11 protein-coding genes are annotated in these 12768 nt (G+C 49.4%); 4 read left to right on the top strand and 7 right to left on the bottom strand.

Annotated features, from left to right (window positions below):
* From B9D94_RS09115 to B9D94_RS09095, 5 genes are all read right to left on the bottom strand, one after another.
* The gene (locus B9D94_RS09115) at nt 1-1350 is read right to left on the bottom strand and encodes an acyclic terpene utilization AtuA family protein (protein ID WP_253806127.1); all 1350 of its coding nucleotides are present in this window, start codon (nt 1348-1350) and stop codon (nt 1-3) included.
* A gap of 91 nt (nt 1351-1441) precedes the next feature.
* Nucleotides 1442-2140, bottom strand: a complete 699-nt coding sequence (locus B9D94_RS09110) for a FadR/GntR family transcriptional regulator (RefSeq protein ID WP_006211474.1) — start codon at nt 2138-2140, stop codon at nt 1442-1444.
* 352 nt (nt 2141-2492) lie between these two features.
* Entirely contained in the window at nt 2493-2783 is a 291-nt protein-coding gene (locus B9D94_RS09105) for a hypothetical protein (protein ID WP_006211476.1), read from the bottom strand.
* Nucleotides 2784-2823: 40 nt separating this feature from the next.
* Nucleotides 2824-3615, bottom strand: a complete 792-nt coding sequence (locus tag B9D94_RS09100; protein ID WP_148246871.1) for a lipid II flippase Amj family protein — start codon at nt 3613-3615, stop codon at nt 2824-2826.
* Nucleotides 3616-3862: 247 nt separating this feature from the next.
* Entirely contained in the window at nt 3863-4930 is a 1068-nt protein-coding gene (locus B9D94_RS09095; RefSeq protein ID WP_148246870.1) for a Gfo/Idh/MocA family protein, read from the bottom strand.
* A 651-nt stretch (nt 4931-5581) separates the two neighbouring features.
* Between B9D94_RS09095 and B9D94_RS09090 the strand changes: the two genes are divergently transcribed.
* A complete protein-coding gene (locus B9D94_RS09090; RefSeq protein WP_036641900.1) occupies nt 5582-5983 on the top strand; it encodes a hypothetical protein in 402 nt (133 codons plus the stop codon).
* A gap of 96 nt (nt 5984-6079) precedes the next feature.
* On the opposite strand, the gene B9D94_RS09085 is transcribed toward B9D94_RS09090, so the two are convergent.
* Complete coding sequence (locus tag B9D94_RS09085; protein ID WP_036641899.1) at nt 6080-6454, bottom strand: sensory rhodopsin transducer; 375 nt, start codon at nt 6452-6454, stop codon at nt 6080-6082.
* A 95-nt stretch (nt 6455-6549) separates the two neighbouring features.
* Nucleotides 6550-7647 (bottom strand): rhamnogalacturonan acetylesterase, encoded by a 1098-nt coding sequence (locus B9D94_RS09080; protein ID WP_036641897.1) that lies wholly within the window; start codon nt 7645-7647, stop codon nt 6550-6552.
* A gap of 231 nt (nt 7648-7878) precedes the next feature.
* Here B9D94_RS09080 and B9D94_RS09075 point away from each other — a divergent pair, with 231 nt between their 5' ends.
* From B9D94_RS09075 to B9D94_RS09065, 3 genes are all read left to right on the top strand, one after another.
* Nucleotides 7879-9612 (top strand): cache domain-containing sensor histidine kinase, encoded by a 1734-nt coding sequence (locus tag B9D94_RS09075; RefSeq protein WP_148246869.1) that lies wholly within the window; start codon nt 7879-7881, stop codon nt 9610-9612.
* 15 nt (nt 9613-9627) lie between these two features.
* Complete coding sequence (locus B9D94_RS09070; RefSeq protein ID WP_148246868.1) at nt 9628-11166, top strand: response regulator transcription factor; 1539 nt, start codon at nt 9628-9630, stop codon at nt 11164-11166.
* Between the two features lie 146 nt (nt 11167-11312).
* Nucleotides 11313-12653 carry an ABC transporter substrate-binding protein gene (locus tag B9D94_RS09065; RefSeq protein ID WP_063480082.1) on the top strand — a complete coding sequence of 447 codons (1341 nt, stop codon included), beginning with the start codon at nt 11313-11315 and terminating at the stop codon, nt 12651-12653.
* Nucleotides 12654-12768 lie beyond the last annotated feature (115 nt).

Raw genomic sequence — 12768 nt, 5'->3', positions numbered from 1 at the left:
TTATCGATGCTCTATCCGAAAAGCATTATTTTTCATTTCCATCAGGTGGTACACGGAGAATTCATAGACAGGACCGAACTCGATATCGCTTGGCGCGAATGGAAATGCCAGGTTCCCCGCCGTTGATTTGCGGCCATCGTATCCGTAATGGAGGAACGTAGAGCGAACCGTTGCACAGATGCTGTTCGCCAGCTCCTGCGTCTTGGCCACCACTTCAAACATGACGCCAATCTCGTGTCCGGTGAACGACTCGGGCTCCTTGCTTCCGAGAACGCCGTTCTTGCCGTAATTATAGAATTGAATCTGGTAATCCGATTCCGGAATTTCCCGGTAATATTCCCTGGCCTGATTGCGGACATATTCCTCAACCTCTTCGAGCTTTCCGATGAGAATCGGGTCTCGGATCCCCGCAACAACGAACGTCCGGTAAGCTACTCGTCTTGCTCCTTCCAGCTTAATAAAGTATTTCTCAGCCGGAAGGAAGCGGCTGCCCGTTACGCGAACGACGCCCTTCTCCACTTCCTCGAATCGGCAATGCTCCAGGTCGAGCGTAAATCCGGGCCCGTGCAGAATGTAGGGATGCTCCTTCTCATAAAAGGTATGTGCTGCAACACTCGTCGGGCTGCAGTTCCGGTCAGGATTAAGTGATTGAACGGTGAACGAATCGTCGCTTATCGTGCCGAGAATGCTATCCTTCGTTGTTCCCGGTTCCGCGCATAAAGCGCCGCATTCCAATATTTTGCCCAGGTGATAGGAAAGCCCCGGGTCCTTGCCATGATAAATCCCAATCGCGGCAAACGGAGAAGGATCATAAGCACGGCCGCAAACGATGATATCCACACCTTGTTTAAGCGCTTCCACAATAGGTTCGTGTCCCATCTGTGCAACGATGCTGTTCGTCGAATCAATTAACTCGCTCGTCAGAGGCGGAATATTCGGACTCAGTGCCTTAATGCGTCCTTCCTCCTTCGCCTGATGGATCTCCTGCTGAGTAAAATCTGCCCATATGACAGAGACCTTGGCCTGCAGGCCCCGTTCATCCAAGATTTCATCAATGATATCGAGCGTCCAGTTCACATGGGTCTGAGCACCCGAGCCGCCTGCCGAGCCGATGATGATGGGAATCTTCCGGGACAATCCATTCGTGATCATAATGTCCAGGTCTTTCTTCACCGCACGCTTGCTGACGATCGATACACCGGCGCCCAGCTTATGCGGTCCCCCATCCGTAGATCCCGCATCAACAACGATGCCGTGCAGCTCAAACTCCATCCCGTTCATGAAGGATTGTTCAGGAAATCCGTACCCCAGCATGCCGCAGGGTGATAGAATTCGAATGTCTGTATTCATCTGCAGTCCCTCTTTACCAAAATATTCACTCATGCCCATTGGATAATTGGATTATCCAATTTGTGTTAAAAAGGGGCGAGTTTCTCCCCTCTTATACATGAATGTAGTTTTTCTGTATGTTTTCTTTGACTCTGCTCAAATGGTTCAGCAAAGCCAGCTTCGCTTTCACCGGATCACGTTCCTTAATAGCTTGCATAATAAGTAAATGTTCCTCATAAACCTCGCTCTTGCGCCCTGGAATTTGGGCCGTCTTGCTCAGAGTCCGCTGGAGCAAATCCATATGCAGTTCAATCATATTGACGAGAACCACGTTATGCGTTGCTTTGGCAATCGACAAGTGAAAGGCCTGGTCAGGCTTCGAGCGATCCTCCGCCTCCTGATCGATCTGTCCCCACTTCTCGAAGGCAGCCTCGATCTCGGCAATATCCTCATCGGTTGCACGCTTAGCCGCCAGCTCCACAATCCCTGTCTCAAACAATTCCCGCGCCTCTAATAACTCAATAATGGTAGCGCGTTCGATATTGTCCAGAATGCGGCTGCGATCCTCGGCTACATCCAGTGCCTTGCTCAGAAAGCGCCCGCCACCAGGTCTTGCTTCAATGAGTCCTTCGCGCTCCAGAATACGAAATGCTTCCCGCAAAGTTCCGCGGCTGATGCCAAAAGATTGGGCCAGCTCCCGCTCCGTCGGAAGAACATCGCCCGGAGTCAGATTTCCTTCCAGAATCAGATTCTTGATCTGCTCAATAACATCCTCGTACACCCGATGATATTTAATCTTCTTAATGGTCATATGACTACCCTTTCTATCACTTCTTGCGCAAACGATAATTGGGTCATCCAATTAACCGCATGTTTAGCATAAACGCAACTGAAAAGGCTGTCAAGAATCAAAATAGCGCTTTCAAACACTTTATGCAGGTAGTTTTTCCCTTTTATCGCAATATTCCGGGTAATTGGGTCATCCAATTAACTCTTTTAAATTCACATTTTTTAATGACGGTTTGGATATTACTCTTCATTCCATGAGCAAGCTATGGGTAAAAGCTAGATTCCATTTCCCTACCCAAACAGCCCTGATCATGAACGTTTGTCCATGAACAGGGCTGATCTGAATCTGTAGGCTTTAGTTCATGAGGTCGGCATCATGAACGCCATTTTGCCCATATATATCTTATGCTTCCATACAACCCGCACAATAGGATAAATCCTCCGACGGCTGTAACTGCGAGCCATTCGCTGTTCCGCTCGATCATGCCAAAAGCCACCTCCGTCTGGAGGTATTCAGCCTGCTCGTACCCTCGGATTTCATCCAGATTCGGTACATATCTTTGGGTTTGAATCATCCCCTGCAGTACCATGAACAATAAATAACCGCCATATATCGCTGCTGCAAACAGTACGGATTCCAGCATAATTCGTTTACGGGTGATCATGTTTTATCGTGTCTCCTTCTTACTCTCGGGCAATTTATTCTTAGATCCACATTACAATCACGCTTAACACATAAGCGGCGGGAATAATGAGAAGCTGGGCCAGCATCGTTCCGAAAAATCTTGAAACCATCAGCATCGTATACACTTTGCCCAGCTGATCTCTGGCTTCTTCATTCCGCGTAGCCTTGTCTGTGATCAAACCAAGCTGCGGATCTATGAATATTGTCAAAATAATAGTGGCAATCCCGTTGATCAAACCGGAGGCTTGAGACGCCGTTGTGCTGTACTGCGGAACAAGATGGGCAGCATACAAAGATGACAGGACGCCCACGGTATAAATAGCCGTCACCACGACATTCATGAATATAAATCGCTTAGGTATCCCTAAGTACCGGAACTGGCTCCACTTCAGATTCGGCTTCCGGACGTAATGCCTTGTATTCTTGAGCTGTCCGATGGTTACGCTGGAGACCAGTTTCGGAATCGATCCGGCAACCTCCAGCTTACTGATAATTCTGCTGAACAAGTTCACGAAGGTCGGAAACAGCGCAATGGCCATGATCGTTCCGATTGAAGCGGCTAACAGAATCGCCCTGAAATAAGAGAGCACGTCAAATGTGGGATGTTCTCGTGCATAATCAACAAACTTGGCTGTAAGCGGGGCCTGGATCAGGTTGGACGTTCTGGACACCAGCACGATAATCCCTGTCAGCGACAGCGCCACAGCAATCTTGTTCAGCTTCACGCCCGCATACCTGACGGAGTAAGACAAGGTCTCAGCCGTATGAATAACCATCGTAAGCAGAAATACAACGATCAAACTCTGAATCATCGAGGATTCCTCCTCCCCCTAATAAGCGGATGATCCCACCGGTTCATCATAGCGTTACTCTTCACTCCATTCGATCAAAAACACCGAAATCAACTATTAATATATGTATCCCTGTCATCATCGGAATAGTACGTGCCCTCCCAGTTCTCTTCCGTCCATTGACTTCACATTCCCACTTGAAGACGTCGTTGGCTCATATCCACGCCTCCCTCCTGTTTACCGTTTAATCCATGCCGAATCTCTTATCTTAGGTATAATCAACGTTTATTCGGGTGTTCGTCTCTGACGAGAGACGTATCGCATCTAGAACGGCTTGTGCCTTGTGGCCATCCAGGAAAGTCGGAATATCCGGCAAGGTTTGATTTCCAGCCAGGGTGCTATAGATGCCATCGACCATCTGATAAAAACCATTATAGTAATGCACCGCCGGAGCTTCCAGGCTAGCCGGGGCATGAACCGGCTCAAGATCGATTCTCTCAAATGAACCGCCGAAGCTGCATTCAAGAGTATCATCATTACGCATCATCAGCGTCCCCTTGGTCCCGTGGATCTCCAGCTTCCAGCCCGCTCCGCGGATTCCGGGAAAAAACACATTCGCAACAAGTGAGGCCCCGCTTCTGAAGCGCCCAATGAAGGTAAACGCATCGTCCGTTTCCCTGACTTCAAGCCCGTCGTCTCCGCTATATGTCGGTATCTGTGTTCTCAAATCGCCGTACACGTCCGTAATCTCCTCGTCCATCCACCATAGAAGGGAATCGACCATATGGGACCCGATTGCAAACAAGAATCCCCCTCCCTCCTCACGCCGCGCTTCCCAGCCACGATAGGAATTCGCAAGCACGCCATGTCCAGAGAAGCTCCCTGTATATTGAATATGCTGGATATCTCCAAGCTCTTTGCCTTGCATCATACGCTTGATGCGTTGTCGGATTGTTGTCCATCTCCATTGAAAATTAACGAAGGCTTTACGCTTGACCCGTTCTGACTCCGTCAGCATGTGCAATGTTTGCTCCGCATTCATGCCGAGAGGTTTCTCTGTCAGGACATGATGACCGGATTGCAGCGCAAGCATCGTCATTTCATAATGCTGGCTGGGAGAGGATGCAATGGATACGAGATCCAGCTGTTCTTTCTCCAGCATGTCGCGCCAATTTCTGTAATGCTGAATTCCCTTCCACGTATGCTCTTCAGCCTTCTGCTGCCGATAGACACTCGCAATCGATTTGACCTCGAATCCCGGATGCAACGAGAAGATGGGGGCATGAACATGTCCGCCAAACCCCGTCCCGATAATTCCTACTGACAATGGCTTCATGATTATCACCTCGTGTTCTCTCGTATTCTCTCGTGTTCTCGTAAGAAGTGCTACGCCAGCTCTTCAACTGATGGGGAAAGCTGTCCTATGATCTTTGTTGAATAACTAAATTGCTGGATAACTAGATTGCTAGATAACTAGATTGCTAAAGATTACTGAATTGCTAGATTCTGACCTGCATCAAATATGCTCCCGTCCCACCCAGGAAATCATGGCCGAAAAAAACGTTCTTCTCTTCCAAGTATGGCGGCAAGCGGTTATATGGGGCTCATCATCAATCATCCAAAATCACCTTACCATGGTTGTTATATGTATTAATTCATTCTCATTTCGCAACATCAGGACAGCATACAAATAAACGTCAAGCTAACCGCCTGATGTTTATTTTAACATTTTTCCCCTCGTTCGTATCTAGAGGCTAGTGACCGGAATACCCACTCTTCAATTGTCATCTGATGCAAGTCGTTTGCCATGCTCTCCCCCATTATCGTCCTGTATTCGCTAAAATCCCGTGCATAGATAATGCCGCCCCCGCTTGTCCCTGCATAACGCCGTTGGTTCATTCGGTAATGAAGTATTCAATTAGAAAAGTGGATGCACCCACAACTTTTTCCAGAATTGTTGCGTTCATTATAGAAAGGAGCGATGCCCATGAGAAAATATCTTATCACCTTCATGTTGTTACCCTTATTCCTGCTGGCCATCGGATGTACCCCTAAATATGAGGAGCCTGTCGACGGGTACACAACCTCTTCCATTCATGGCGATTTCCCCATCCCGGAAAGTTCGGCACTATTGGAGACCATATCCTCATCCGAAAATCCCAACATTGACAACGGCGTTAAATATGAAGTAAAGGGCATCGGCGGGGAGCAGGGCTTGTCCACGCCAGAGCGATACATCCAAGAGATACAGGATTCAGGATGGACGGAACTGAAGGATAACCGGCTGGGTCATGTCTACTTTTTCAAAAAAGAGGATACGGTGATTTCACTGGAAATACGCCAGGATTCCATTACGCTCTACGAAATGACGAAAGACGCCATTATTTAAACTGAATTCATATCAACGTAAAGAGAAGGACCGTGTGTACTCGGTCCTTCTTTTGTTTTATCGCTGTAAATCCTTCGCAGTATATCCTTTTTCACATTAAATTGTTGATACTGGATACGCCATGACACTCATCAAGGCATTCTCTGCCTGAGTGGAATCCAGACGGCTGTACTGAACAAACACAGGCGCACTGCTGGTTACTTCCATCGCATAGGGAACACCCGAAGGTATGCCTTCTCCATCCTCCGCTGCAAGCGAACTGGTCCGTATGTGCTTGGTTCTTTGGGCTGGAACGATTGTTTCCATTCCGAGCAGGGGGTCACGATCCTCGAAGTAAGCGTGAACCGTAATCACCACATCCTGATCGCTTAAGTTCAAGACACAGACCGACTCATGACTGGTAAGCTCTCCACTGCTCACAGGAGGAATGTAAGCGTCCGGGATGATCCATTGTTTCTCGCCTTTTGACATGCCGTAATCTCTCCTCGTGTATAAGGTATTAGAACCAATTCGCTGTTCACAACCGAAGTTCCTTGTATGACGAATCATCCCTCGCAAAATAAAGGCTATCGCAAATAGAGAGACAACGGCTGAAGACCAAGCCCTTTCAAAGCGCCAATCACCAGCTCCGCCACATTGACTGCACCGCGCTGCTGAAAATGGGTATTATCCATCACCCCTTGCGGGAACAACAGAAATTCACCGGGTGCTCCCCACATAAACACCGATTTCGTCCCATCCGGCCCGAGTCGGTTAAAATAATCCAAACTCAGCGCAGCAAGATCCACCAAGGGGACCTGCTCCTCCACCGCCAATTCCCGAACAGCTGTAATATAATCTCCGTGCGTGTCCTTCAGCCTGCCATTGCAATCAAAATAACGCCGATGGACAGGTGTTAGCAGGATCGGAGTGGCCTGCTTCTCCCGGCAAACGTCAATGTATATTTTCAGAAACTCCTTGTATGTGGTAAAGGGTTCCGTATATCTCTCCTCGTCCCGCTTCTGATCGTTATGACCAAACTGAATCAGCATATAATCATGCGGCTTCAGCTTTTCCCGAATCGGATCCAGAAGCCCCTCAGCTATAAAGCTCTTGGAACTTCGGCCCGAACGCGCGTAATTGCTAACAGCAGCATCGGCCTTGATATGGGAAGGCAGCATTTGCCCCCAACCGGTGTAGGGAAATCCGCCCGCTGGCTGGTTGGTCACCGTCGAATCTCCCGCGAGAAACAAATGGCAGGCATGCGGGGAAGCTGCTACCTCCATGGCATTAATCCGGGGAGCGCGGCCGGAAAAGGACAGCATGATTGCGCCTTGGACAGCCGGCACCGTAACGCTGTATCGTTCAAAGTGACCTCCCTGTGTCCGCAAACCATCCAGCAGCATCTGCCCTTCCGTTCCCCGGATGGAGGTTTCGGTATCAAACCAGGCATCACCGATCAGCAGGTGCAAGGTGTACAGACCATCCGGCACATCGATTTGAAATGCCGCATTCAGCGGGATTACAAAATCTCCCGATAACGTCTGCTCCCCCAATCGGTTCACAGCGGATAACGGAGACAGGGAATGGAAGCCGTAGCCAAGCTCTGGACTATATAAGGTCTCTGCCGTTATTTTGATATGATCATGACACGGTGTTTCTGTTCCAAAATCAAACTTGTACATAGTACTTTACACCTCCCCAAGGCTGCTGTTACCCTCTGAACCATTATGTACCGCACGCCTCCCGATATAAATCCAAATAACCGTCCATCTTGTTTAAATAACCGACTGTATCTTGAAACCTTGCACTGGTTTACTGCCCAAAAGAATCGCCATAACAATATTGACAGCGTTTACAACCCGGTACATAATGTGTACACAACATTTCAAGGTCAAGCACAAGGAGACGTTGCCGTGCAAAAATGGAGTGCCATCTATAAAAATATGAAAATCAAAAACAAACTCTCACTTCTTATCAGCCTGATCGTTGCGATGGCATTTACCTTCGCCGTCATCGTCCAGCAGTATGCGTTCTCCATCTACGACGAGCAGCTGTACCTCAAATCATCCCAGGTTCTGCACCTGTCCTCATCTACCATTGAGTCAGAGCTCGAGCGGATCGAACAGCTCTCCTTCAACATCATAACCGATACCCAGATCCAAAACCTGTTGCGCTCCATCTCGGGGAGCGACTCCGATTATGACCGGCTCATACTGAGGCAGCATCTTGTGGACCGCCTTCTGAATTATGTCGGCTCCGAGCCCATGCTTTATTCCATCCACTTGATTGACTCCTACGATAAACAGCATGATGTCGGCAGCATCGTTCCAATTGATCCGACTAAGAAAGAACATATCCTTCAGCTTGCCGGGGATGCCGATGGCGAGGAACGCTGGATCTACCCTGACGAACAGGACTCGGCCCTGTTACTTTCCCGGGAAATACGTTCCTATACCGGTACGCTGTTCGACCTGCATTACTTGGGTACCATCATTATCCGAATCAATATGGATAAAATCGTTCGCAAGTCCGCTGGCGGGGAAGGGGATCTGATCATGACTGCGGGTACGGATCTAATCTATCCGCAAACACCGCACTTTGATCCGGCAGCTATTCAATCCTCCCTGTCATCGGGAAACGGATACCTCACGCGTGAAATGGACGGCCATACCTATTTCATCGCACATAACCGCTCCGCCAATACGGGCTGGACTTATATGAACGTCACGCCATTCAACCAAGCCTTCAAGCAAATCATATTCATTAAAGAGCTCGTCATTATCGTGTTCACGATGATATTCGCTATTGCGATCCTGCTCGGTATACGGTTCAGCCGAGGGCTGACACGTCCCATCGAAAGTCTTATTACCCGGATGAAACTCGCGGAAAAAGGAAACTTTGCAGAAGCTAATGTTCTGCCCCAGGATGCGACGCCTGTAGCCATGAATGAGTTGGGCCTGCTGCACCGGACATTCCGACTCATGATCGAGAGAATCAATGCCCTCATTACCGAGAACTATTCGAACCGGCTGTTAATTAAAGAAACCGAGTTCAAAGCACTGCAAGCCCAGATCAATCCCCACTTTCTGTATAACACCCTGGAATCCGTGAACTGGCTGGCGAAGATGAACAAGCAGTCTCAAATCTCCGATATGGTGCAGGCCCTGGCTTTCCTTCTCCGCAACTCGGTCAGCCTGAAAGAACCGATTCTGACGCTGGGCGAGGAGCTGGAGATTGTCCGGAATTACATCCTCATTCAGAGGTTCCGGTTTGAAGACCGCCTCCAATTTACAATGGATGTACAGGAGCAGGACTGGCAGCGCCCCATTCCCAAGCTGACCCTTCAGCCCCTGCTTGAGAATGCCATCCATTATGCACTGGAGCCTTCAATTGAGCCTTGCCGAATCATCTTGTTCTGCAAGGAGACCCCCTCCGCTTTCTGCGTTGTGGTGGAGGATGATGGCCCTGGCATGGGGCCGGATACGCTTATGCAACTGCGAAGCGGCAATTTGACAACCAGTGGTAACGGAATCGGACTGTTAAACATCGATGAACGAATCAAGCTTGCTTTTGGCGAACATTATGGCTTAACCATTGACAGCGCGCCGGGGCTTGGAACCCGGGTGATTCTGTCGTTACCTAAATAACGGAGGGATTGTTCGATGTATAAGGTTCTGCTTGTAGACGATGAACGAATTATTCTGGACGGCATATCCCAGATGGTAGACTGGCCAGCATATCAGACCATACTTGCAGGCACTGCCCAGAACGGGATCCAGGCATATGAAAAAATCATGAGAGAGGCACCGGATATCGTTGTTTGCGATATTCGCATGCCCGGACTGGATGGGCTGGAGCTCGTAGCCAAAACCTACGCCTCCCATCCCCATATCAAATTCGTGCTGCTGTCTGGCTTTGGCGAATTTGAGTATGCCAACCGTGCCATGCAGTACGGCGTGAAGCATTACCTGCTGAAGCCTACCGACGAGATCAAAATCGGCGAAGCCCTGAAGGAGGTCATTGGCGAACTGACGGCATTGCAGCATAAGGAGTCATTCATTCAAGAGATGAAGGGCCGCCTCCGCAAGGTGCTGCCTCACGTCAAAGAGCAGGTTCTCAAGGAGTTTGTCACCAACAAAACCTATGGACGTCATGACCTGGAGGAATACCGCAGCTTGTTTCAATACAGCTTCGATCAACCCGTGCGCCTGCTGTTGTTCCAGCTGGAGGGCAACGTGGAATTTGAGCATCAATTCGCCGTAAAGAATATTGCCGAAGACCTCCTAGACTCCACCCTGCTGAGCACTACCATTGGGCAGCAGGTTCTGGTGCTTATCGAGAATCGAGACGATGAACAGCTCCATCAACAGCTTCAGGATATCCGCTGTACCTTTAAACAGTATTACAAGATGGATGTAACGATCGCCATTAGCGATCCCGGGCCTGTTACTCTGGCGCGGAAGCTCTACCGGGATACATTGCAGTGCCTCAACTACCGCTTCTACTTGGATGAAAGCGGGATGATCACCACAGAGGATACCCTTCATAGTGGCAGCCTGGAGGGAGGTTTTGTTCTCGATGAGGAACGACTGTGCATGCCTGTCCGATCCGGTCACCGCAAAGAAGCGGAGCTTGCCCTGGCAGAATTCGTTCAAGAGCTGAAGCTGGCGCAGCTCAGCATTGAACTGACCAAATCCTACGTGATCCAGCAATATGTGTCCCTCATCCGTCTAACCGACCCTGAACAGATGCAGCAGCGATATGCGCGGATTCCGGAAATTGCCGAGATGAGCACCTTGCATGCCATTCAAGCATTTCTCGAAGACACGGTAAGGGAAATTACGCAGCGAAACTTCGAGCAGAACAAAGTCAAATACAATGCCATCGTTCGCAAGGTCGTTGAGATCATCGAACAGCAGCTTGGGAACTCGGAGCTTACGCTCAATCTGGTAGCCAATGACATGCTGTATATGAACGCAGACTATCTCGGCAAACTCTTCAAGAAGGAGACAGGCGAGAAATTCTCCAACTACGTTATGAAATTACGGATGAAGCGTGCAACCGAAATGATGCAGAGCGACCCGGATATCAAAATATTCGAGATGGCGGAGCTGCTTGGTTTCGGTGACAATCCTCAATATTTCAGTCAGGTATTCAAGAAGCAGATCGGCTGTACACCCTCCGAATTTATGAAAAAATAGAGGTTAACTTGTACGTACATCTCTGCTTTTTAAACAAACTGCACGGTTTTTTTCCTTACTCTTTCCCCTCTAACACAAGATAATTGGGAATGTAAGCACTAACATTTAGGGTCGATATGGTTTATTAACAAAGGGGAGGAAATGGAATGAAAAAAGTATTAACCGCAGTTCTGATGTTTTCCCTGATTGGAAGTTTGATCGGCTGTTCGGGCGGCGGTGCTGCAGAGACGCCGGCAAGCAATGGGACCGGAACCGAGACACCGCCAGCTGCTGCGAGCGATAGCAAGGATCCGGTCAAACTCCGCATTGCATGGTGGGGCGGACAATCCCGGCATGATTACACCCTGAAGGTCATTGAGATGTATGAAGCTCAGAATCCACACGTCACAATTGAGCCTGAGTACGCCCCGTTCGATGATTACTGGAAGAAGCTCGCTCCCCAAGCGGTGGCCGGCGGACTCCCAGACATTATTCAGATGGACATCTCCTATCTGAATCAATACGCAGGCCGGAATCAGCTGGCTGATCTGAAGCCGTTCACCGAGAGCGGCGAGCTGGATGTGGCCGACGTCAGCGAGAATGCGCTGAGCGGAGGCGAGGTCAACGGCAAGCTGGTTGCCTTGAATCTCGGCGTGAATGCACTCCAAACAACGTTCGACGTCGAGACAATGAAGAAGAATGGCATTGACATTCCATCCAAGGAATGGACTTGGGACGACATGGACAAAATGGGGGCCCAAGCCAAGGAAAAAGGACTGCAAATCGGGGGCTTTGCTTACCGGCATGACGTCTTCTTCCCCTACTATCTAAGAACCATCGGCCAGAAAATGTACAGTGCCGACGGCAAGACGATCGGATACGGCGATGACCAGGCGTTCATCGATTATTTCACCCGCTACCAGAAATGGTACGACAACGGATATATCCTGTCTCTGGATAAGGAAGCCCAGAAGAAAGGCGTAGCCGAAGAAGATGAAATCGTTCTTGGCAACTCCATATCGGGTACCGGCTGGTCCAACCAGTTCCTCGCCGTGGCCAATCTGGTGACTGATCGTCCGTTGGAGCTGAATCCCATGCCGGGTCCCGGAACGAAGGACGGTCTCTTCCTGAAACCTTCCATGTATTTCTCGGTCACCGAAACCTCGAAGCATAAAGAAGAAGCCGCCAAATTCATCAGTTTCTTCATCAATGATATCGAAGCCAACAAGCTGATCAAGGGCGAACGCGGGGTGCCGGTATCCGCCAAGGTGAAGGAAGCGCTCAAACCGCTGCTGTCAGAGAACGAAGCCAAGATCTTTGACTATGTCACTTGGGCGGAAGCCAACAGCACGCAAGGAGATCCTCCGAATCCAATCGGAGCAGTTGAGATTGAGAAGCTCCTGCGCGATCTCAGCGAACGCATCCTGTTCAAGAAAATCTCGATCGAAGATGCCGCGGCTGAGTTCCGCAAGGAAGCCAACGCCATTTTGGCCAGATCTCAGCAGTAACCAGAACATGGTTAGACAAGGCATCTCCCGCACGTCTTACCTGTGTGCGCAAGAGATGCCTTTTTTACATCAATGACCCCAACACGGGGCGTTATCAAATCTGAATTGTAGGGGT

This window comes from Paenibacillus sp. Cedars, assembly GCF_003184205.1.
Lineage (GTDB): Bacteria > Bacillota > Bacilli > Paenibacillales > Paenibacillaceae > Paenibacillus_AQ > Paenibacillus_AQ glucanolyticus.
The sequence above is the reverse complement of the archived record's forward strand: the minus strand, read 5'-3'. Positions and strand labels throughout refer to the sequence as shown.